The organism is Runella defluvii (assembly GCF_014195535.1).
Taxonomy (GTDB): domain Bacteria; phylum Bacteroidota; class Bacteroidia; order Cytophagales; family Spirosomataceae; genus Runella; species Runella defluvii.
On sequence record NZ_JACIBY010000002.1, the window covers coordinates 549,655 to 572,501 of the forward strand.

Sequence of the window (22,847 nt, forward strand, 5' to 3'; positions counted from 1 at the left end):
ACGCTGGAACGTTGGAAAGCCTCGTTATTTTCTTTAAAAATCAGCGTTCAGCCTCTCCTATTACCCTTTTGAGAGTTCTTTGGCGCGGCGCTCAGCGGCCAAAATTCCCGTTTGGAGCGTCTGGGCCAAGCCCCCACCTTCAAACTCGCGAAGGGCGGCTTCGGTCGTTCCTCCTTTGGAAGCAACGGCCTTAATCAGGTCATCGAGGCTTTTATCGGCGTTGTTGATAAGATGGAAAGACCCCAACATGGTTTGCTTTACCAACAAAGTTGCCATCGACTCCTCAAAGCCCATTTGCTTGCCTGCTTCCACCATCGCTTTGACCAAATAATAGAAGTACGCAGGGCCGCTACCGCTCAAGGCCGTTACGGCATCAAGCATCGACTCGTCTTCCAAAAACACCGAGCGTCCCGTGGCATTGATGAGATTATCAACTTTTAGCAATTGGGCAAAACTCAACTCCTTCGCCGCCGAAAAGCCCGTGATACCCATTCCCAGCATGGCAGGGGTATTAGGCATGGCCCTAATGACCAAACGGTGATTTAGTGTTTCTTGAATGGTAGAAATCGGAATCCCCGCCATTATTGACAACACCACTTGCTGCGGTTGAAGTACCTCCCGCAAGGCGTCCTGAACCATGCCGAAATCTTGCGGCTTTACCGACAAAATCACGACGTCGTACTCGCCCACGTGCGCGCTGATGGTTTCGACCACCACACCCGTGTTTTCGGTTCGCAGGTTTTCGGCGCGATTGGCGCTTTTTTCAATCAAAAGAAGGTTTTCTTTTTTTACTAAATCATATTGCAAAAACGACTTGGCAAAGGCCATTCCCATGTTTCCGCAACCTACAATGGCAATTTTCATCAGTTTCGACTAAGAAGTTTGAGATTATGTCGCAAAATTGAGGATAATTTACCAATAAAACGCTCCATTAGTGTATTTTTGAAGACCAAATACGTTCATTTTCATGAAAAAACTTCTCCTTTACACTTCATTATGTTTCTTGGGCTGCTACACTGCTTTCGCCCAAAAGAAACCCAAAAAAACAACGCCGCCCCCCGCGCCGATTGCCAAAAAAGCCCTTACCCACGATGTGTACGACTTTTGGAAAGACATTCCTGAGCGCGTCGTCAGCAACAATGGGCAATGGTTTGGTTATGCGCTTAACCCACAAGAAGGCGACGGGAAAGTCGTTTTTCAAAATTTTGTCACGAACCAAACCGACTCGGTGGCACGAGGCGGTGAGTTGCGTTTTTCCAACGATTCTGAATTTGCCGTTTTCAAAATCAAGCCCCAATTGAGCGCTACCAAAGCGGCCAAGCGGGCCAAAAAGAAAAAGGACGAAATGCCAAAAGACTCGCTGGGCATCTATGCGCTTTCGACCAAAAAACTCAGCAAATTTCCTGCCATTCAGTCATTCAAATTACCCGAAAAAGGCAGCGAATGGGTCGCGTACTTAGGCGAAAGTCCCAAAGTAAAGCCTGACACCACCAAAAAAGCCCCCACAAGACGCGCCAAACGCGAATCGGATGAAAACGGCTACCGCTTGGTGACGCGTATGCTCAAAACCAGTACCGAACGCGCATTCGGGTTTGTGACCGATTATGAAGTGAGCAAAAACGGCAAGCGCTTGGCATTTGCAACTTCAGGTAACGATTCTACCAAAGCGGGGGTTTATGTCTTTGAACCCACGTCAAACCAACTTCAGCAGGTTTATGAAGGGCATTCAAAGCACAAATTCAAAAAGCTGTCTTTTGACGAAAATGGCGAACAATTGGCTTTCATTGCCGATTTGGACACCAACAGCAAAGCCCAAATTCGTTTGCCCAAATTATTCTACTGGAAAGCGGGTCAAGCTACTGCCGCTCGCCTAGCCGATGAGGCGAACCAACCTGCGGCGCAAGGATGGCTTGTGAGTGGCGAATACACCCCTCGTTTTGCCAAAGATGGTTCTAAGTTGTTTTTTGGTACCAACCCCAAGCCCATCGTACAAGACACCACCTTGCTTACCGAAGAAATTGTCAACGTGGAAGTATGGCATTGGCAAGACGAACGCCTTCAAACCCAGCAAAAAGTAAGCCTCGAACGCGACAAAAAGCAGTCGTATTTGGCCGTTGCTCACCTTAACGACCTAAAATTGACGCAGTTGGGTACATTAGAAGTTCCTGATGTTACACTTGTCAATGAAGGCAATGCTGATTTTGCCGTTGGTAAATCCGACCGTCGCTACTCGCACCAGCACTGGGATTGGAATCCCGTAGAGGATGCCTATATCATTAGCTTGCGCGATGGTTCTAAAAAAATGGCCAAAGAAAAAATAGAAGGCAGTGCGCGTACCTCACCAGAAGGCAAGTATTTGTACTGGTTTTCTAACCCTGACACCGCTTGGTTTGCGCACGATATTACGGCCAATCAAACCATTCAGTTGACCAATAATAAAACCGTTAAATACGCCGACGAAGAAGATGACCATCCAGATTTCCCCAATCCGTACGGCATAGCGGGCTGGACTAAAAACGACCAGTATTTGTTGGTATATGACCGTTTTGACATTTGGCAAATTGACCCTAAAAAGCCTACATCGCTCGTAAAATTAACCGATGGCCGCGCCGCCAAAAACCAGTACCGCTACGTTCGTTTGGATGCCGAAGAGCGAAACATCGATCTTGGTAAGTCTCTTTTGTTGCGTACCGTCAACGAAACTACCCGCCAAGAAGGTTTCAGTCAGCTGACGGGCAGTGCTATCCAGCGTTTGTACGAAGGCGATTTCAAAGTAGGAATGGCCGTGTTGAAGGCCAAAGACGCCGACCGTGTTCTTTTCACCAAAGAAACGTTCAAAGAATATCCCGATTGGTACGCGACCGATTTAAGTTTCAAAAACGTAAAACGCGTTACCGAAGCTAACGCCCAGCAAGCCAACTACTGGTGGGGAAGCGTCGAAATCGTCAATTGGCGCGCGGGTGATGGTACACCATTGCAAGGGTTACTCTACAAACCTGAGAATTTTGACCCGACCAAGAAATACCCAATGATGACGTATTTCTACGAGAAAAATTCCGAAAATATTCATACCCACTACGCCCCTCGCCCGATTCGTTCGTACATCAACTTCTCGTACTTTACCAGCAATGGGTACGTGGTTTTTGTTCCTGATATTGTTTACAAAGACGGCTACCCTGGCCAAAGTGCGTACAATTGCATCGTGCCAGGCGTGTTGAGTATGATTGATAAAGGGTTTGTGGATAAAGACAAAATTGGTATCTCAGGCCACAGCTGGGGCGGCTACCAAACGGCTTACCTTGTGACCCAAACCAACCTATTCCGTGCAGCCGAAGCAGGCGCTCCTGTCTCAAACATGACGAGTGCTTACGGCGGAATTCGCTGGGATTCAGGAATGTCGCGCCAAGCGCAGTACGAGCGTACCCAAAGCCGTATTGGTGGGACACTTTGGGAAAAGCCCATGCAATACCTCGAAAACTCGCCGCTTTTCCACGCCCCCAAAATCGAAACGCCTGTGTTGATGATGCACAACGACGATGATGGTGCCGTGCCTTGGTACCAAGGGATCGAATTTTACATGGCACTCAAGCGCCTCAACAAGCCCGTTTGGATGCTTAATTACAACGGAGAAAAACATGGATTAACAAAACGACAAAATATGAAAGATTTTGCCGTACGTTTGTACCAATATTTTGACCACTACCTCAAGGATGCACCTGCTCCCGAGTGGATGTCGGAGGGCCTTCCAATGGTCGAAAAGGGAATCCGTCAAGGACTTAGCCCCGTTTCTTCTCAGAAGGCTTCGCAGCTCGGTAGTGGCTCGCAAAAATAGACATTATTAGACCTATAAGGTTTTTAAAACCTTCCAGGTCTGGCAAAAGTAGTTTTTATTTAGCCCTTTAGAGCTGTAAGGTTTTTGAAACCTTACAGCTCTGCTCAATCGAATGTATTATTTATCTGCTTTCTTCTATTACTTCCTACTTATTCCCATCTCTCGCCTTCCATTTGGCGTCTTGTATGCCATTGCCGATGGCCTGAGTTGGCTTTTTTTCAACGTAGTGGGTTACCGCAAACAAGTAGTTGTGGAAAACATCCGCAACTCTTTCCCCGAAAAATCAGAAGCTGAAATACAGCAAATTGCCCGCGACTTTTACACGCATTTGTGTACGCTTATCATCGAGACGGTTAAGGCATTCAGTATGACCCGTGCTGAATTTATGCAGCGCGTTTCGTTTACGGGCTTAGACCTTCTCGACCATTATGCCAAACAAGGTAAAAGCATTATCATAGCCGCGGGGCATTGCCACAACTATGAATGGCTCGTGACGGGCATCGACCCACTCGTAAAACACAAAGTAATGGCCTTGTACCGTCCTTTGAACAATCGTTTTTTTGACGAAAAAATCAAGCAGAGCCGTAGCAAATTGGGTTTAAACTTAGCATCGATTTACGAAATCAAATCGCAGTTTGGGGAGCAAGTCGTCGAGAAACCCGTGGCGGCGGCCTTTGCCATGGACCAATCGCCGTCCAATCCAGAGAGCGCCTACTGGATGCAGTTTTTAAACCAAGACACCCCCATTCTGTTTGGCACCGAAAAATACGCCAAAGAATACGACCTTCCCGTTGTTTTTGGGCACATTCACGCCCAAAAGCGCGGTTATTACTACGCCAATTTTGAATTACTCACCGACACTCCCCGCGAAACGGCCTACGGAGAAATCACCGAGAAAATGATGAAGTGGCTCGAAGCCGACATCCGCCAAGAACCTGCGACTTGGCTCTGGAGCCACAAACGATGGAAGCACAAACGAACTACCGTCCAATCGCCACTTTCCGAAGGATAGAATCAATCACAAAACGGGTTGTCATGCCATCGGCTTCGGCTTCGTAGTTGAGCATGATGCGGTGGTTGAACACATCGGGAGCTACTTCTTTGATGTCTTCGGGCAGCACATAGTCTCGGCCATCCATGTACGCCAAGGCTTTGGCGGCAAGGTTGAGTTTAATGGTTCCGCGCGGTGACACCCCAAACTGAATATAGCGTGCTTCTTCACGAAGGGCATAATCCAACGGGCGGCGCGTGGCAAATACCAACTCTACGATGTAGTTTTCAAGGGTTTCGGATAACGTGATTTGGTTGATTTCCTGACGGATTTGAGCAATGTCTTTTTTCGACAAAATAGGCTTAGGCTCATAATTATAATCCAGATTCGACATCCGACGCATGACCTCCAATTCTTGGGGTTTGGTAGGATAATCTACGAACACCTTCATCATAAAACGGTCTAATTGCGCCTCAGGAAGCGGATACGTACCTTCTTGTTCTACGGGGTTTTGGGTCGCCAACACAAAAAACGGTTGATCCAATTGGAATGTTTCTTCTCCAATGGTCACTTGTTTTTCTTGCATAGCTTCAAGCAACGCCGATTGCACTTTGGCAGGCGAACGGTTGACCTCATCGGCCAAAATCAAATTGGCAAAAATCGGCCCTTTTTTTACTTCATAATCGCCCAATTTGGGTCTATAAATCATCGTCCCCACAATGTCTGCAGGCAACAAGTCGGGCGTAAATTGGATGCGTTGAAAATCGAGGCTTAGCACACGAGCTAAAGTATTCACTGTCAGTGTTTTGGCCAACCCAGGCACTCCCTCCAACAAAATATGGCCTCCCGTAAAAAGCCCCACTAAAAGGCGGTTGATGAGGGTTTCTTGCCCTACCACTACCTTACCCATTTCTTCAAAAACCGCTTTTATTTTTTTTTGTGACATCTTGGTTTGTCGCTTTTTTTCAAAATCTCAAAGCGTAAAGTTAGACATTTAGGACATTATTTTCACAATTCTATTTACTTTGTATATCAACCGAATTTATAAGCACTGTGTCCGATTTTCGATTAAGAGTTTTTTGTAGTGTAGCCCAACACCTTAGCTTTACCAAGGCCGCAAGCGAATTGTTTGTTTCCCAACCAGCCGTCACCAAGCACATTCGAGAACTCGAACAGCAGTACGGCACACGCCTTTTTGAGCGCAAAGGCAATTCGGTCGTATTAACCGAAGCGGGCGAAATTTTGAAACGCTATTCGTCGCAGATTTTGCATTTATACCAAGAAGCCGCGTTTGAATTGGGGACGCTGCAAGACAAGCATAACGGTGTTCTTCGGCTGGGAGCGAGTACGACCATCGGTCAGTATTTGATTGCGCCACTTTTGGCGAAATACTACGAAAAATTCCCGCAAGTGGAGCTTTCTCTCCTCAACGGCAACACCGAAATGATTGAAAATGCTGTTCTTTCTCACCACATTGATTTGGGGGTGGTAGAAGGCAAAAAGCACCAATCGGGTATTAAATACGTTGATTTTATGGACGATGAGCTCGTAGCGGTGGTGCACGTTAAAAGTAAGCTATCTACCCTCAACGAGATTTCGGTACAAGAGTTAGCAAAAATTCCGCTAGTACTGCGCGAACGAGGCTCTGGGACGTTAGAAGTGATTGAAAGCGCCCTCAAAGAACACAACCTCAAGCTATCGTCGCTCCAAATCGTAATGCACTTGGGGGGAACCGAAAGCATTAAATCGTTTCTGGAGCATTCAAATTGCATGGCTTTTTTGTCCATTCGTTCTATCCAAAAAGAACTCACAACGGGCCAAGTTAAAATTATAAAAATCAACGAATTACAATTATTACGGAAATTTTGGCTCATTCACTTACAAGGTCAGCCAGAACCTATGGCTGAAGCGTTTATGCGGTTTGCCTTTCGTGAATATCCTAAAAAATAACAACGTATCCATCTAACCTATTTCGATTTCTCTATGAACTCACACATTCACAATCGCCGAGGTTTTCTCAAGAAAAGTGCCCTCACTACCCTTGCGGGCATGGTGGGGACGGAGATTGTTTTTGCCAAAAACATGCCTCCACACCACGTTCCGTTGGCTTTCGACGAAGGATTGGCAGGAAAGCACCCCGACATGGTTGTACTGAGTGACAAACCATGGAATGTAGAAACGCCGCCCCACTTGTTAGACGACGCCATTACGCCCATAGAACGGATGTTTATTCGTAATAACGGCCTCGTTCCTGAGGAAAAAATCGACCCTTCGACTTGGACACTCACCATCAAAGGTGAATCGGTCAAGCAAACCAAAACCTATAAAATCAGCGACTTAAAGGCCAAATTCAAAACCTACACCTACCAGCTGGTGTTGGAATGCGGCGGAAATGGCCGTTCAGGCTATGTTCCTCAAACCTCTGGAAATCAGTGGGATCAAGGGGCGGTAAGCTGTGCCGAATGGACGGGTGTACGCCTCAAAGATATTCTGAACGATGTGGGTCTAAAAGACGATGCCGTTTATATTGGGTATTATGGCAAAGACCTTCATCCGAGCCGCGACCCGAGCAAAGTCGTGATTTCGCGCGGGGTTCCCATCAAAAAAGCCATGGAAGACGAAACCCTCATTGCGTGGAGTCTCAACGGCAAAGACCTCCCGCTAATGCACGGCTTTCCGCTGCGCCTTGTGGTAGGTGGCTGGCCTGCGTCGGTATCAGGCAAATGGCTGCACACGATTGCGGTACGCAACAAAGAACACGACGGTGCCAAAATGGACGGACACAGCTACCGAGTACCACGCCAAGCTGTGATGCCAGGAGAAAAACTAGCCGAAACGCCCGAAAACTTCCGCATCATTGAGTCGATGCCCGTAAAATCGCTTATTACTTTCCCCAAAACGGGCGCGATGATTGATGTTGGGAAATCACTGTCTCTTCGTGGCCACGCTTGGGCGGGCGATTTAGCCGTCAAAGACGTATTTACGTCCATTGACTACGGAGCTACTTGGCAAAAAACCACGCTCCAAACACCCAAAAATCGTTTGGCGTGGCAGCAGTGGGCCGCTCAAGTCCAGTTTCCTCAAAAAGGGTACTACGAAGTGTGGGTACGCGCCGTAGATTCGCAAGGGGTATCGCAACCGATGGTGATTCCTGCGTGGAATCCAGGTGGTTACCTCAACAACGCTTGTCACCGTATTGCTGTTAAAGTCGTTTAACCCGATATACCAATGAGAACGAACATCATATTCCTTTGTGTGGCCGTGGTGGCGTTTTGTTTGGCGGCCATTCGCCGCGAACCGTCCGCCTATCCGTCAGCGACGCTGACCGCAGCCGTTGCCGACAGTGTCGATAAAGAAACAGGATTGGCCCTCGACCCTAACTTCATGATTGTGAAGGCGCAATGTACGAGTTGCCATTCCCCAAAACTCATTCTTCAACACCGTTTTACCCGCGACGAATGGTTGAGTAAAATTCGCTGGATGCAGCGCAATCATAAATTGTGGGATTTGGGGGAGTCAGAAAAGACCGTCCTCGATTACCTAGCAAAACACTACGCCCCCAGCCAAAGTGCCTACTCGCGGCGCGAAGCACTGCGTAATGTAAAATGGTATAAATTAGAGAATTAACTCCAATGACGGCACGTGTTCAAGGCGCGTGCCGTTAGCTTTTTTTTCAATACCTAGCTGCATTCGTTGTAAGAACTCACAATACACAGGAGAAATCAAATTCTCCGCCTTGGAAGTCATTAACGCGTGCAATCGTAGTTCCCCTTTTTTTAGTTCGCTACCGAATATACGTTCAGCACTTAGCTCATAGAGTTGTTTTCTGAGTAATTTCTCCGTCAAGGAAATCGACGTATCAGTTTCAGAACACAGTTCACTGATAAATTGCTCGCACCATAAATAACCCAACTTTCTCGGAATCAAGGCATTTCTCACAAATCGACAGGAAACGTCTCCCACCAAGTAAATATCCTGAATGTTTTCGCTGTGAATCGTTTTCTTTACTTCTTTCAAATACGCATCATCCTCAAAATCAAACACCGAAGCAGGGGATGTCAGAAAGAATACGTCGCCAAAATGCCTGCGAATAAATCCTTCCATTTGGCAGAAAGGACATACCAAAAATAACTGATTTGAAGAAATGGAATTCATAGCATTTGGTTGTTGATGAAGGTGGGCTGTTCCAGTAATTGGAACAGCCCTTTGGTAATGGTACTTTTCTTAAAGTACAGTGTAGGTTAGTTGATTTTTATCTCCGCATTCAGCCCAGTAGTTGGTTGCTTCAAAAGCTGTTGTTTGGCTTCAAAAAAATCCTGCTGAAGTTGCTTAATACGCTTTTCGCGCATTTTTATATCTTCTTCATTTTGGCTTTTTTCAATTTTATTTTCGTGAAACCGCACTTTCACCTGCACAAACTGCGCCAAGAGGTCAATGGCCTCCAATGACGAAAAATGACCATTCAAAAGTTGTATATTCATTTTTTCAGAAAGTTATTGTCCTTGTCCTAGTGAAAAAGCAGGGGTGCCATCAAAAGCGTACAAGTTTTCGGTCTTGATGATGTCGATGTTGTGCTCGCTTGCGGCCTCCAACAACCCTACGATTTGTTGTTTGTCTAACTCGGTTGTTCCGACAGGTTTAAAGCGGCAACGCCAGTGGTCGGTGCAGAATGTTTCGGGAAAACCTTCTGGCCAAACTTTGATACCACGGTTGGTAATCATGCTCAATGTTGCCTCGGATGTGTTGATTTTCTGCACCATCGCTGCCAACTCATCGGCACTTTCGCCGTCCCAATGCACAAACAAATCCACCCCTAGCAATTCTTTTTTCTTGGGAGCTTTGCGTTGGTATTTTGGCAGGTTAAACGAAGTGCCTGCGGCATAACTTACGGCGTTTAATTGAGTCGGTTTTTCACCCAAATTTTTGATGACTGCCTCGGCAAACTCCTTCGTCCCTACTTTTTGCTTACTAATCCCTTCTTTGTAAATATCGTAGGTATGGATGCCTTCTTCGATGGTTTTGAGCCAGGCGTTTTGTACTTTTTCGGCTACATCGGTTTGGCCAATGTGGTTGAGCATCAGCACCGCTCCTTGCAATAAGCCCGACGGATTAGCCATGTTTTGGCCTGCTCTTCGGGGTGCCGAACCGTGAATCGCCTCAAACATAGCGCACTCTTCGCCGATATTGGCTGAACCCGCCAAACCTACTGAGCCCGCAATCTGAGCGGCCACGTCGCTAAGCACGTCTCCGTACAAATTCGGCATCACAATGACGTCAAACGCTTCGGGTGTATCCGCCATTTTAGCAGCTCCAATGTCAATAATCCAGTGTTCATTTTCGATGGTAGGGTATTCTTTCGCAATTTCATCAAAGACTTGGTGAAACAGTCCGTCGGTTTGCTTCATGATGTTGTCTTTGGTAAAACACGTCACTTTTTTACGGTCGTAGTTTTTGGCATACTCAAACGCATAGCGAACGATTTTTTCGCAGCCTGGGCGGCTAATCAGTTTCAAACATTGCACCACCTCGTCGGTTTGTTGGTGTTCGATACCTGCGTACAAATCTTCTTCGTTTTCGCGCACAATCACGATGTCCATTTGCGGGTGTTTTGTTTTCACAAAAGGATGTAAACTAATGCACGGACGGATGTTGGCATACAAACCCAAAAACTTACGCGTAGTTACGTTCAAACTTTTGTAACCACCACCTTGGGGAGTCGTAATAGGGGCTTTCAAGAATACTTTGTTGCGGCGGATAATGTCCCACGATTCTTTGGCAATCCCTGAGGTGTTACCTGCTAAATACACTTTTTCACCCACCTCGATTTCATCTACTTCGATTTGCGCCCCTGCGGCTTTGATAATGGAAAGAGTGGCATCCATGATTTCGGGACCGATGCCGTCGCCCTTTGCTACCGTAATTCTTTTCATTAATGAATTTGTTTTTGGTTGACGGTGCAAAGGTCTGTAGTAGTATTTATAAATTTTTATTTAACTTTACAATAGTTATCATAAATATTTTTTATGAATTATACGCTTAACCAATTACGAATATTCCTCAAAGTGGCACAAACACGCAGCATTACGAAAGCTGCTGAAGAGCTACATTTGACGCAGCCTGCGGTTTCGATTCAGCTCAAAAACTTCCAAGAGCAGTTTGATATTCCGTTGATTGAAGTGCTCCACAAGAGAATCTACGTCACTGATTTTGGTCAAGAAATAGCCGAAGCTGCCGACAAGATTTTGACCGAAGTATATGCCATCAATTATAAAATGCACGCCCACAAAGGTCAACTTACGGGCAAACTCAAGTTTTCGGTGGTATCGACGGGCAAGTACATCGCCCCTTACTTCATTGCCGATTTTATCAGGCAACACCCTGGCGTAGAGCTCCAAATGGACGTTACCAACAAAACCCAAGTGGTAACGAGTCTCGAAAAAAATGAGGTTGATTTTTCGTGGGTAAGTGTCTTGCCCGAGACCCTGAAAATTGAAAAAATTGAGCTTATGCAAAACAAGCTTTTCGTAGTAGGAAATGCCGAAACGCAGTACAACGAAGCTCTTTATGATAAATCCATTTTTGAAAATATTCCGCTCATTTATCGAGAACAAGGATCAGGTACACGGCATGTGATGGAAAAATTTATTCTTCAAAATAACCTTCCCGTCCGCAAAAAAATGGAATTGACCTCCAACGAAGCCGTCAAACAGGCCGTCATTGCGGGACTTGGGTATTCCATCATGCCGCTCATTGGTATCAAAAACGAACTGGTCAATCAGCAACTGCGCATTATTCCCGTAGAAGGTTTTCCCATCACTTCTACTTGGACGTTGATTTGGTTGAAAGACAAAAAGCTTTCGCCCGTTGCCCAAGCTTACTTAGACTACGTGACCCAAGAAAAACAGAACCTAATTCATGAAAAGTTTGCTTGGTTTGAAAATCAGGGATAGCGCGAGCATACTGCTCGTGATTCCTATTCAAAGGCTTCTAGCAGTTTTTCATGAAACTCCTACTATTAGGCTGGAAGCCTTTGAATAAACGGCACGAGGCATAGCCTCGCGCCATCTTCTTAACGCTGATAGCGCGAGCATTCTGCTCGTGATTCCTATTCAAAGGTTTCTAGCCTTAATTTATAACTCTGGCTGGAAGCCTGTAAATAAACGGCACGAGGCGCAGCCTCGCGCCATCTTCTTAACGCTGATAGCGCGAGCATTCTGCTCGTGATTCCTATCCAAAGGCTTCTAGCCATTTTTCATGAAACTCCCGATATCTGGCTGGAAGCCTATAAATAAACGGCACGAGGCGCAGCCTCGCGCCATCTGCCTGAAAACTGATAGCGCGAGCATTCTGCTCGTGATTCCTATTCACAGGCTTCTAGCCGTTTTTCATGAAACTCCCACTATTAGGCTGGAAGCCTTTGAATAAACGGCACGAGGCGCAGCCTCGCGCCATCTGCCTGAAAACTGATAGCGCGAGCATTCTGCTCGTGATTCCTATTCAAAGGCTTCTAGCCTTAATTTATAACTCCGGCTGGAAGCCTGTAAATAAACGGCACGAGGCGCAGCCTCGCGCCATCTTCTGCTACCTCTGATACCTTTCGGTTAACTTTTCGTCCTATTACTGCTAAACAAGTTAGCCATTTTAACTTCAACATAGTATGTCAGAAAAGTATAAATTTTTCGAGGGAGGGCTGTTTTTTGTTACCCTTACAGTCGTAGGATGGATTGATGTTTTTACTAGAAAAGACTACGCTGAAACAATTATCAAAAACCTAAATTATTGCATTGATAATAAAGGCCTTATTGTCCATGAGTTCTGTATAATGCCTAGCCATCTTCATTTAATTTGTGAAGCAAAAAAAGGTAATCTTGGAAGTATTTTGAGGGATTTTAAAAGCTTTACGGCAAAACGAATTATTGAACAAATACAAGAGAATCCTCAAGAAAGTAGAAAAGAGTGGTTGCAGTATATGTTTACGTTTTTTGCCAAACGTAATAGTCACAACGCCCAAAATCAATTTTGGCAACAACACAATCACCCCATTAGTTTAGAATCTTCAAAATGGATACAAGAGAAAACAGAATACATCTGGAATAACCCTGTAAAAGCAGGTATGGTTGACGAACCACAACATTACATTTACAGCAGTGCATATCCATTTACAGAATTAAAAATACCAAAATAAACCTAGGCTGGAAGCCTTTGAATAAACGGCACGGGGCACAGCCTCGCGCCATCTTCTTAACGCTGATAGCGCGAGCATTCTGCTCGTGATTCCTATTCAAAGGCTTCTAGCCTTCATTTATAATCTGGGTGGAAGCCTATAAATAAACGGCACGAGGCACAGCCTCGCGCCATCATAAGAGTAAAAAAAGGGCTTAGCTGAGTTTCAATGATAATGTACAAAAACCCTATTCATAATGCTTAGCCCTTTCTTCGTCAGCGTTCTACTGTTTATCAGCATTTTAGCCATTATTATTTTGAGCTCGCGGTACAAGTTCAACACCTTTTTTGTGCTGGTACTCGTAGCAATGGGCGTAGGATTTGCCGCAGGCATGGACGGAGAAAATGTACTCAAAGCCCTCAAAGTAGGTTTTGGAGGTACACTTGAAAAAATAGGTTTACTCATTATTTTGGGTGCTACGCTGGGCGTTATTTTGGATAAAACCAACGCGACCCTCAGTCTTGCTCATTTTGTTTTGGCTAAAACAGGCGAACGCTACGCTCCCTTGGCCGTGAGTATCATTGGTTTTTTGATTGGACTACCGATTTTTTGTGATTCAGGCTTTGTCGTATTGAGCGGGCTTGTCGTTTCGTTGGGGCTTCAATTGCCCCAAAAGCGAATATCGCTGATAGGCTGTTTGGCAACGTCGCTTTATGCAGTGCATTGCTTGGTACCGCCTCACCCTGGAATCACCGCCGCCGCTGGGGTGCTCAACGTCGATTTAGGAAAAGCCATGTTATTAGGCGTATTGGTCGCATTACCCGCTGCCATTGTAGGGTATCTGTACAGCCTTGCCCAGCCAACTCCCGAAATAGAAACACCCGATCAAAACTCCTTACCTACCCCAACCATTCCGACCGAAAATCTTCCTTCTCCTTTGCGCTCCTTTCTACCGATTATCGTTCCCATTGCCCTCATTTCGCTCAAATCAGTCGTATTGCTTAGCCCCGACGCGCTGCCTGCGGTTTTACTTACAATGGTCAAGTTTTTGGGTGAGCCTATTCCTGCCCTTATTGTTGGCTTACTACTGACCTTACCATTGTTTCGTCCGCTGCAAAAGGAGCAACTCAATGCCCTGTTCGACGATGCCATCTCCAAAGCAGGACCGATTTTGATTGTAACGGCGGCGGGAGGAGCTTTTGGAGAAATCATCAAAGGGCTTGAACTCGGAAAAGTCTATGGTTCGGCCATTGCTTCGGGTGGTTGGGGACTGCTTATTCCTTTTGGATTAGCCGCTATTTTCAAAACTGCCCAAGGGTCTTCGACGGTTGCTGTTGTCTCTACTGCTTCATTAATTGCGCCTTTGTTAGATTCGTTAGGTTTTGCTTCCGAAACAGGCACGGTGCTCGCCCTACTTGCTACGGGAGCAGGTTCGATGGTGACTTCACACGCCAACGATTCTTACTTCTGGGTCATTTCTCGCTTTGGCAATCTTAGCGTATCTCAGACCTTGCGTCTCTTTTCGCCAGCCTCTACCCTGATGGGCCTGGTCGCTCTGAGCATGGTTTATCTTCTAAAATTCTTACTTCTGTAAATAATCAGGTGATGAGCATCCTTCGGCAGAATTATTCGACACTCTGCACTCTACCTTCGACATTCGCGGAATTCCTTGTACTTTTGAGGAATATTTGTCCATCTTCCCCGAATGAGATACCACCGTGTGTTGGTCGAAGCGATTGTTTTTTCGCTCGGCGAAATTTTTGAAAAAGGCCGTCAAGCCGATAAAGTGATTGAGCAAGTCCTCAAATCAAACCGTAAATGGGGCGCTCGCGACCGCGGTTTTATTGCCGAAAATACCTACGAAATCGTCCGCTGGTGGCGGTTGTTATTGTTTGTAAGTCAAGAAGAACGACCCGCTTACAGCGATATTTTTGCCATTTGGCAGACACTCAAGGGCAACGAACTTCCCGCCTGGACCGAATTTGACCACATTCAGCCGCAGCGTATTCGTCAAGCCTACGAAGAAGCTAAGAAAATCCGAAAAGTCCGCGAATCTATCCCCGATTGGCTCGACGAAGTGGGAGCTTTGGAATTAGGAGAGAAATGGGACGATGAACTGCACGCGCTCAACCAAACTGCCCCCGTTGTTTTACGCGTCAATACCCTCAAAACCAACCGCGAAGCACTTCAAAAGCAGTTGGCTGAAGATGGCATTCAAACGAACCCACTTCCTTCGTTGCCCTCGGCGTTGGCATTGACAGAAAAGAAAAATGTATTTCAAACGGAGGCGTTCAAAAACGGCTTTTTTGAGGTTCAAGACGCGGGTTCGCAGGTGATTGCCCCCACGCTCGACGTTCAGCCTGGAATGCGGGTCATTGATGCTTGCGCAGGCGCTGGTGGAAAAACCTTGCACTTGGCCGCTTTGATGCAAAACCAAGGGAGATTGATTGCTATGGACGTAGAGAACTGGAAACTAGACGAACTTCGCCGCCGCGCACGTCGCAATGGGGTAAGCAACGTCGAAACGCGCCTCATCGAAGCCAAAACCATCAAGCGCCTCCGCGAAACGGCCGATCGCGTTTTGTTAGACGTGCCTTGTTCAGGTTTGGGAGTGCTTCGACGAAATCCAGATTCTAAATGGAAGATTATGCCCGAATTTTTGGCGCAAATTCGCCAAACGCAGTACGATATTTTAAGCCATTACTCACAAATGGTTAAACCTGGCGGCAAATTAGTCTATGCTACTTGTAGCATTTTACCCTCAGAAAGCGAAAATCAGGTGCAGCGCTTTCTCAAAGAGCAAGGCCAACAATGGACGCTTGAAACCGAAACGCGCACCTCTCCCGCCCGCGACGGATTCGACGGGTTTTATATGGCATCGTTGGTAAAACCTTGTTAAAAACCACCTTTTTTACGTTATTTGTCCAAGGAACCACTCACCCATAATGCTTACCATTCAAAGCAACGTTTCACTCAAGCCGTATAATACCTTCGGTATCGATGCCACCGCACGCTACTTGGTAGAAGTAGAAAACGAAGAAGACATTCAGACACTCCTTCAACTTCCCAATGCACACACGTCACCAATGCTCATTTTGGGCGGTGGCAGCAATCTTCTCCTCACGCAAGACTTTAATGGGTTGGCGGTCAAAATCAATCTCAAAGGCATTCAAGTTGTGAAAGAAGACCAAGAGCACGTCTGGGTACGGGCGGGGGCTGGTGAAAACTGGCATGGTTTTGTCATGCACTGCGTCGAAAAAGGCTGGGCTGGCCTCGAAAATTTATCTTTGATACCTGGTACCGTCGGAGCCGCCCCCATGCAAAATATTGGTGCGTACGGTGTCGAAATCAAAGACACCTTCGACCGCCTCGAAGCAGTGCAGTTAGCCACGGGCGAAAAACACATTTTTACCAATGCCGATTGCCGCTTTGGCTACCGCGATAGTGTGTTTAAAAATGAAGTGAAAGGCCAATATATCATCAGCAGTGTTCAGTTTAAGCTGGCCAAACAGCCCACTTTTCAGGTATCGTACGGCGACATTCAAACGACCCTTACGCAAATGGGCGTCAAAGAATTAAGCATTCGAGCAGTAAGTGAAGCCGTCATCAAAATTAGACGTAGCAAACTCCCCGACCCCGCCGAAATCGGAAACGCGGGCAGTTTTTTCAAAAACCCCGAAATCCCTGCTTCGCAGTACGAAGCACTTAAAATCCAATACCCAGCCATTCCAGGCTATGTGATCAACGACACGACCGTGAAAGTGCCAGCAGGTTGGTTGATTGAACAAAACGGCTGGAAAGGAAAACGTTTTGGAAGCATTGGCGTTCATACCCGACAAGCGCTGGTACTGGTCAACTACGGCGGAGGAAAAGGTGCTGACATACAACAACTTGCCTATAAGATTCAAAACTCAGTCGAAGAGCAATTTGGTATTCGGTTGCATACAGAGGTAAACTTCGTATAAAAAAAAGTTGGCCAGAAACTAGCCAACTTTTCGGAACCTTCCTCTTTTTTAACCAAAAATTAAAATTTTTGATGTTTCCTTAAAAAACAAACCTCTATATCTTTTTACTCTCCTTTTTTCGTCTTTTTGGTTTATATTTATTGGAGAGTTGTTAAAACCTATTTATTGCAGCTTAATTCACTCACTGCGCTTTTTATAACATAAAACCTTCGCCAAATCGTTCTAAAGACAACTGAAAAGTTCCCTTTAAACGGCCAACTGCCCGAATCTGTCTATTCTCCCCTAAAATGCGTGTTCGTACACGTATAATTTGTCTTTCAATTCTTTTCGAGCAATGTGAATCCTGTTTTTGACTGTTCCAATCGGAATACGCAAACGCTCCGCAATTTCATGGTATTTGAATCCTCGGTAGTGCATCATAAACGGCGTACGGAACGATTCTTCTAATGAATCTACGGCGCGGTTGATGTCATTCATTATAAACGTTGAAGGCGCGTCATTATCCGTGCTATTCTCAAGCGAATTGATGTAGTACAAATTTTCAGATTCGTCAATGAAAGTATTCTTCCTTACCATGCGCTGATAGTTGGTAATGAACGTGTTTTTCATAATTGTGTAGAGCCACGCTTTTAGGTTAGTTCCATCAGCATATTTTTCTCGGTTGGTAAACGCCTTCAACAAGGTATCTTGAAGCAAATCATTGGCATCATCATGGTCTTTGGTGAGGCGCATGGCAAATGGTTTCAATGACTTTGAAACTTTTGAAATATTGTAGGTGAATTCTATGGCGGTCATGGTCTTTGGATTGTTGATTTTTGTTTAATCTTTATGAAGCAAAGTTAAACAATAATATTTTACAATACCAAACCTATTTTGGAAATTATAGAACAAAATCCTACTAATTTTATTCTAAGCGACTAATTTTAATGTCTTTTACAATGCCTTTTTTCCAAAAAAACAAGTCAAAAAGAAGCAAAAAAGGGGCATTTTACACAAAAAAGTACAATTTTTAGTTTTGTTTAATTTATAGAAAAATAAGTTAAACAAAATCAAAAATTCTAATGTCTGTTTAATATTAAAAACAATCTATTAAACAAAAACCCCCTATTCACCGAAGGAAACAACCAAAAAAGCGCCACTTTCGATGGCGCTTTTTTGGTATATCTACTTACCTCAAAATGAGAGACCTTTTAGAGTGCGTAATAAAAATCTAAAGGGTTGGGGTACAAAAACGAATAGGGAAGGTGCGTTTGCAGGCGCTCCGACGAAATCAGTTTGTAAGGCGCTGAAGCATCATCCTCAAACGTTGGAGGAATATACCCAAACGGTTCGCAACTCCCCAAATAAACCTCGCGGCGGGTAGGATGTTGGGGCGAAACCACGTTATAGGTTTGATTCCATGCTTCGTTGGGCGAAGATAAAAACGTTTCAATGATTCCGATGGCGTCGTCGCGGTGCAGATAGTTGACGGGCAAATGCCCCGTCGTCAGATTTTTTTTACCCGATACGTATTTTGCAGGAATACGCTCGTAGCCCATCAAGCCACCGCAACGAAGCACGAGCCACGTTTTTCCTACTTCCTGAATGATACGCTCGGCTTCGACCAAGGCAGGTGCCGCCGCCTGCTCGGGTGTTATTACGTCGTCTTCTACCGCCGTCCGATTGTCATCGGCATAGACCGACGTTGAACTTACGTAAATCACGCGCTGCACCGAGCTATTTTTTAGCAAAGTGGCCAGGTGCTCGATTTGGGCAGGATGAAACGTCGCGCCCGTGTGCGCCAATCGCGGCGGGATATTTACAACCAACACTTCGGTATCCAACAAATAGTCCCAGCCTATTCCTTTCGGTTCGGGCGACAATTGCAGCCAAAGCGGCTCAATCCCTGCCTGACGCAGTTCGCTCAGTTTTTCGGCACGGGTTGTTGAGCCTCTGACCACGTGTCCTTGTTCTATGAGTTTTTTGGCCAAAGGTAAGCCCAGCCAGCCACATCCTAAAATACTTACTTTCATGGTTTTTCAAAACGTAAGGTTGCCCATTGGTTGAGCGTTTTTTGAGCTACTAACTTGAGTCCAACTTCTTCGGCTTTTTGCGTAATATCCGCTATGTCAAACTCGTAAAAACCGCTCACCATCATCGTACCACCCGCTTTTAAGAACGTTTCATAAATAGGAATTTCGCGAAGCAAAATGTTGCGGTTGATATTGGCCAACACAATGTCGTAGGTGTCGTGCGGACAGTCTTCGATGGTTCCTTGAAAAACGGTCATGTGTTTACAACCATTCATCTCAGCGTTTTCGACGGCATTGAGGTACGCCCATTCTTCGATGTCGAAGGCGGTGAGTTTAGTCGCACCCAATAGTTCCCCCAAAATCGCCAAAATACCCGTACCACTTCCTACGTCGAGCAACGATTTTCCCTGATGATCCAGCGAAAGTTGTTGTTCCATGACCAAGGTAGTGGTTTCGTGGTGACCCGTTCCAAACGACATTTTGGGGTCAATCACAATTTCGTACTGAAACGCAGGATTCGGCTCGTGGTACGACGCACGCACGCGGATTTTCCCCGCCACTTCAATCGGCTGGTAGTTTTTCTCCCATTCTTCGTTCCAGTTTTTGGGTTCGAGCTGTTGGTATTCCACCGTAATCGGCGTCATCGACTGGTAGTCGTCAACCAATTGCTGAAGTTGGGCAGCGTCAAATTGTTCATCTATGATATAAGCCAAAAGCCCTTCGTCGGTTTCGACAAACGACTCGTAGCCAATTTGGCCTAATTCAGCCATCACGATTTCGTTAAAATCAGGATTAAGCGTCAAACGCGCTTCATAATAAGTAGCAGGCATAGTTTCATAAATTACCGTTTCGCTGCAAAGGTACGCCCAATCTGATTTTAAACTACATTTGCACAAACCATTCATGTCTGATGTTTTACGTTACCACTACCCAACTTCCTTTTGAACAACTTACCTCTGATTTTGAGGGAGAATTGTATTTTGATACCACCACTCCGCACCAAGCCATCCGTAAATTGTACTCCACCGATGCTTCGGTCTATCAAGAAATGCCCTTGGCGGTGGCTTTGCCGCGCAGTAGTAAGGACATTCAACAATTGATTGCGTTTGCTACCCGCCACCAACTGACGCTTATTCCAAGGGCCGCAGGTACATCGCTTGCGGGGCAAGTAGTAGGCAATGGCATTGTCATCGATATTTCTAAATATTTTGATAAAATCCTGGAAGTCAACCCACAAGAACGTTGGGTTCGAGTACAGCCTGGCGTTATTCGCGACGACCTCAACGCCTTTTTGAGACCTTACGGCTTGATGTTTGGCCCCGAAACGTCCACGGCGAGCCGCGCGATGGTGGGCGGAATGATTGGTAACAATTCCTGCGGTCTCCACTCCATCAGTTGGGGCACCACCCGCGACCATTTGTTGGAAGTAAAAGCCCTGCTTTCCGACGGTAGCGAAGTTCATTTTGGCCCCGAAGTTTCAAAGACTAATTCACCAAAAAATACCGAAGGTGACTTGAAGCAAAAAATCGACAACGAGATTTTTGCCCTGCTTTCAACGCCTTCGTACCAAGAAGAAATTCATAGAAACTTCCCCAAAAAAACCGTCACTCGGCGCAACACAGGCTACGCCCTCGACGCCCTGCTGGATACCGCGCCTTTTGGGGGAACGGAAGCCTTTAACCTATGCCGACTTATTGCAGGCTCGGAAGGAACGCTCTGTTTTGTGACCGAAGCAAAACTAAATTTATTGCCGCTGCCGCCTGCTGAGTTGGGTTTGTTGTGCATTCATTGCACGTCGCTGCACGAGTCGTTGCTAGCCAACGGCCTCGCCATGCGTCATCAGCCATTGGCGTCGGAGCTGGTCGATAAATACATCATGGATTTTACCAAAGGCCACAACGAATACCGCCACAATCGCTTTTTTATCGAAGGCGACCCCGCAGCCATGCTCATGGTGGAATTTGGCGCTGCGACCCGCCCCGAAGTAGAAGCCATGGCGAGCCGCTTGGTGGCTGAGCTAAAAGCCGCCAATTTGGGCTATGCTTACCCGCTTTTGTTTGGCGACGAATCGAAAAAAGCGTGGGATGTTCGTAAAGCAGGTTTGGGTCTTATCCGAAACCTCCCTGGCGACACCCAGCCCGTGAACCTCATCGAAGACTGTGCCGTAGCGGTAGAAGACCTGCCCGATTACATTCAAGACCTTGGCGAAGTGCTTCAAAAACACGGGGTTCATGCCTCATACTATGCGCACGCAGGAGCGGGCGAGTTGCACGTGGAGCCAATGGTGAACTTAAAAACTTCCGAAGGAAAAGCTACGTTTCGGGCGATTTTGGCCGACACGGCCGTATTGCTCAAAAAATACAACGGCTCGCTCTCGGGCGAGCACGGCGACGGACGTCTGCGCGGCGAGTTTATTCCTTTTATGATGGGCGAGCAGGTGTATGAGCTGTTTAGAAAAGTGAAAGCCATTTTTGACCCGAACGGCGTATTTAACCGTGGCAAAATTGTGGATACGCCGCCCATGAACGAATTTTTGCGCTACCAACCCGACCAAGTTGCGCCCAAAACCGAAACCGTTTTTGATTTTAGCCACCAAGAAAGCATCCTTCGGTTGGCCGAAAAATGCAGCGGTTCGGGCGACTGCCGCAAAACCCAAATCACGGGAGGTACGATGTGCCCCAGCTACATGGCCAGTCGCCGCGAACGCGATACCACCCGCGCCCGCGCCAATATGCTTCGTCACTTTTATACCGAGGCTACGCCTACGCCTACCAGCGCCGAAGAAACCAAAGAAATTCTTGATTTGTGTTTGTCGTGCAAAGGCTGTAAATCAGAATGCCCGTCGAGCGTGGACATTGCCAAAATGAAGGCCGAGTTCTTGCAAAGCTATTATGACAAAAATGGCGTTCCGTTTCGTGCGCGTTTGATTGCCAACTTTACGCAACAGATGAAGCTCGCGAGCCTCGTCCCTTGGGCGTACAACGCCGTTTTTGGTACCGAAAGTTTACGCAAAATCGCCAACCGCATCGTCGGTTTTCACCCCGACCGCACCATGCCCATGCTGAGTAGCACCACGTTGAAGCAGTGGGCAAAGGGCAAGGAGCAAGGGGCAAAAGGCAAAGGGCAGGTTTATCTTTTTTGTGATGAGTTTACGAATTTTAATGACGTAGAAATTGGCCAAAAGGCCATTCAGCTTTTGGAGAAATTAGGCTACGAAGTGCTCATTCCTACTCACCTCGAAAGCGGGCGCACGTACCTTTCGAAGGGACTGGTTAAAGAAGCCAAAAAGATAGCCATTCAAAACGTAACGTTGCTGAAAGACTTGATTTCGAGCGAGACGCCGTTGGTGGGCATCGAGCCTTCGGCTTTGTTGACCTTCCGCGACGAATACCTCGATTTGGTACCTGCCTCGCTCCGCGAAGAGGCGCAAAAATTGGCCCAAAATGCCTTGTTGTTTGATGAGTTTATCGCTCGCGAAATCGACGCCAAAAACATCCGTAGTAGCCAATTTACGGAAGACCGTCAGCTCATAAAACTACACGGTCACTGTCACCAAAAAGCGCTTGGTTCGCTGACCCCGACGAAGAAAATGTTGTCATTGCCACAAAACTATCAGGTACAGCTGATTCCATCGGGGTGCTGCGGAATGGCGGGTTCATTTGGATATGAAACAGAACATTACGAACTTTCGATGCAGGTAGGAGAATTGGTGCTTTTCCCTACGGTTCGACAACAGCCCGACGATGTGCTTATCGCCGCACCAGGCACCAGTTGCCGTCACCAAATCAAAGACGGTACGGGCAAAAAAGCCCTTCATCCGATTGAGATTTTGTGGAATGCCTTGCGTTAAAATTGACCCTTAATCACTATTTATTTACACCAA

19 protein-coding genes are annotated in these 22,847 nt (G+C 46.4%); 11 read left to right on the forward strand and 8 right to left on the reverse strand.

Going from position 1 to position 22,847, the window contains the following annotated elements; translation table 11 throughout:
- Positions 1–60: 60 nt before the first annotated feature.
- Complete coding sequence (gene proC, locus FHS57_RS07110) at positions 61–864, reverse strand: pyrroline-5-carboxylate reductase (RefSeq protein ID WP_122932374.1); 804 nt, start codon at positions 862–864, stop codon at positions 61–63.
- A gap of 103 nt (positions 865–967) precedes the next feature.
- On the opposite strand from proC, the gene FHS57_RS07115 reads away from it, so the two are divergent.
- Positions 968–3,832: an alpha/beta hydrolase family protein gene (locus tag FHS57_RS07115; protein WP_183972166.1), complete on the forward strand. Its 2,865-nt coding sequence runs from the start codon at positions 968–970 to the stop codon at positions 3,830–3,832.
- A 112-nt stretch (positions 3,833–3,944) separates the two neighbouring features.
- Positions 3,945–4,844 (forward strand): lysophospholipid acyltransferase family protein, encoded by a 900-nt coding sequence (locus FHS57_RS07120; RefSeq protein WP_183972167.1) that lies wholly within the window; start codon positions 3,945–3,947, stop codon positions 4,842–4,844.
- Here FHS57_RS07120 and FHS57_RS07125 read toward each other — a convergent pair.
- Positions 4,813–5,769, reverse strand: coding sequence for an AAA family ATPase (locus FHS57_RS07125; RefSeq protein ID WP_183972168.1), 957 nt, complete (start codon positions 5,767–5,769; stop codon positions 4,813–4,815). The genes FHS57_RS07120 and FHS57_RS07125 overlap by 32 nt on opposite strands.
- A 107-nt stretch (positions 5,770–5,876) precedes the next feature.
- Between FHS57_RS07125 and FHS57_RS07130 the strand changes: the two genes are divergently transcribed.
- The 3 genes from FHS57_RS07130 to FHS57_RS07140 are packed head-to-tail and all read left to right on the forward strand — an operon-like array spanning position 5,877 to position 8,450.
- On the forward strand, positions 5,877–6,773 hold the full coding sequence (locus tag FHS57_RS07130; RefSeq protein WP_183972169.1) for a LysR substrate-binding domain-containing protein: 897 nt from the start codon (positions 5,877–5,879) through the stop codon (positions 6,771–6,773).
- 33 nt (positions 6,774–6,806) lie between these two features.
- The gene (locus FHS57_RS07135; protein ID WP_183972170.1) at positions 6,807–8,039 is read left to right on the forward strand and encodes a sulfite oxidase; all 1,233 of its coding nucleotides are present in this window, start codon (positions 6,807–6,809) and stop codon (positions 8,037–8,039) included.
- Positions 8,040–8,051: 12 nt separating this feature from the next.
- On the forward strand, positions 8,052–8,450 hold the full coding sequence (locus tag FHS57_RS07140; protein ID WP_183972171.1) for a hypothetical protein: 399 nt from the start codon (positions 8,052–8,054) through the stop codon (positions 8,448–8,450).
- Here the strand turns inward: FHS57_RS07140 and FHS57_RS07145 are convergent.
- The 3 genes from FHS57_RS07145 to FHS57_RS07155 form a co-directional block, all read right to left on the reverse strand.
- The gene (locus FHS57_RS07145) at positions 8,439–8,978 is read right to left on the reverse strand and encodes a hypothetical protein (protein WP_183972172.1); all 540 of its coding nucleotides are present in this window, start codon (positions 8,976–8,978) and stop codon (positions 8,439–8,441) included. The two genes, FHS57_RS07140 and FHS57_RS07145, sit on opposite strands and share 12 nt — an antisense overlap.
- Positions 8,979–9,064: 86 nt before the next feature.
- Positions 9,065–9,304 carry a hypothetical protein gene (locus FHS57_RS07150; protein ID WP_183972173.1) on the reverse strand — a complete coding sequence of 80 codons (240 nt, stop codon included), beginning with the start codon at positions 9,302–9,304 and terminating at the stop codon, positions 9,065–9,067.
- Between the two features lie 12 nt (positions 9,305–9,316).
- The gene (locus FHS57_RS07155) at positions 9,317–10,753 is read right to left on the reverse strand and encodes an NADP-dependent isocitrate dehydrogenase (RefSeq protein ID WP_183972174.1); all 1,437 of its coding nucleotides are present in this window, start codon (positions 10,751–10,753) and stop codon (positions 9,317–9,319) included.
- Positions 10,754–10,846: 93 nt separating this feature from the next.
- On the opposite strand from FHS57_RS07155, the gene FHS57_RS07160 reads away from it, so the two are divergent.
- The 5 genes from FHS57_RS07160 (at position 10,847) to murB (ending at position 16,952) form a co-directional block, all read left to right on the forward strand.
- Positions 10,847–11,773 carry a LysR family transcriptional regulator gene (locus FHS57_RS07160; protein ID WP_183972175.1) on the forward strand — a complete coding sequence of 309 codons (927 nt, stop codon included), beginning with the start codon at positions 10,847–10,849 and terminating at the stop codon, positions 11,771–11,773.
- A gap of 707 nt (positions 11,774–12,480) precedes the next feature.
- The gene (locus FHS57_RS07165; RefSeq protein WP_183972176.1) at positions 12,481–13,008 is read left to right on the forward strand and encodes an REP-associated tyrosine transposase; all 528 of its coding nucleotides are present in this window, start codon (positions 12,481–12,483) and stop codon (positions 13,006–13,008) included.
- Between the two features lie 235 nt (positions 13,009–13,243).
- Positions 13,244–14,581, forward strand: a complete 1,338-nt coding sequence (locus FHS57_RS07170; RefSeq protein WP_183972177.1) for a GntP family permease — start codon at positions 13,244–13,246, stop codon at positions 14,579–14,581.
- 111 nt (positions 14,582–14,692) lie between these two features.
- Positions 14,693–15,886 (forward strand): RsmB/NOP family class I SAM-dependent RNA methyltransferase, encoded by a 1,194-nt coding sequence (locus FHS57_RS07175; protein ID WP_183972178.1) that lies wholly within the window; start codon positions 14,693–14,695, stop codon positions 15,884–15,886.
- Between the two features lie 46 nt (positions 15,887–15,932).
- Positions 15,933–16,952, forward strand: coding sequence for a UDP-N-acetylmuramate dehydrogenase (gene murB / locus FHS57_RS07180; RefSeq protein WP_183972179.1), 1,020 nt, complete (start codon positions 15,933–15,935; stop codon positions 16,950–16,952).
- A gap of 282 nt (positions 16,953–17,234) precedes the next feature.
- Here murB and FHS57_RS07185 read toward each other — a convergent pair whose 3' ends face one another.
- The 3 genes from FHS57_RS07185 to prmA form a co-directional block, all read right to left on the reverse strand.
- Complete coding sequence (locus FHS57_RS07185) at positions 17,235–17,747, reverse strand: RNA polymerase sigma factor (RefSeq protein ID WP_183972180.1); 513 nt, start codon at positions 17,745–17,747, stop codon at positions 17,235–17,237.
- A gap of 395 nt (positions 17,748–18,142) precedes the next feature.
- Complete coding sequence (locus FHS57_RS07190) at positions 18,143–18,964, reverse strand: NAD(P)H-binding protein (RefSeq protein WP_183972181.1); 822 nt, start codon at positions 18,962–18,964, stop codon at positions 18,143–18,145.
- Positions 18,961–19,794, reverse strand: coding sequence for a 50S ribosomal protein L11 methyltransferase (prmA, locus tag FHS57_RS07195; protein ID WP_183972182.1), 834 nt, complete (start codon positions 19,792–19,794; stop codon positions 18,961–18,963). The genes FHS57_RS07190 and prmA overlap by 4 nt, the downstream gene beginning before the upstream one ends.
- Positions 19,795–19,874: 80 nt before the next feature.
- Between prmA and FHS57_RS07200 the strand changes: the two genes are divergently transcribed.
- Positions 19,875–22,814: an FAD-binding and (Fe-S)-binding domain-containing protein gene (locus FHS57_RS07200; RefSeq protein WP_183972183.1), complete on the forward strand. Its 2,940-nt coding sequence runs from the start codon at positions 19,875–19,877 to the stop codon at positions 22,812–22,814.
- Positions 22,815–22,847: the final 33 nt, after the last annotated feature.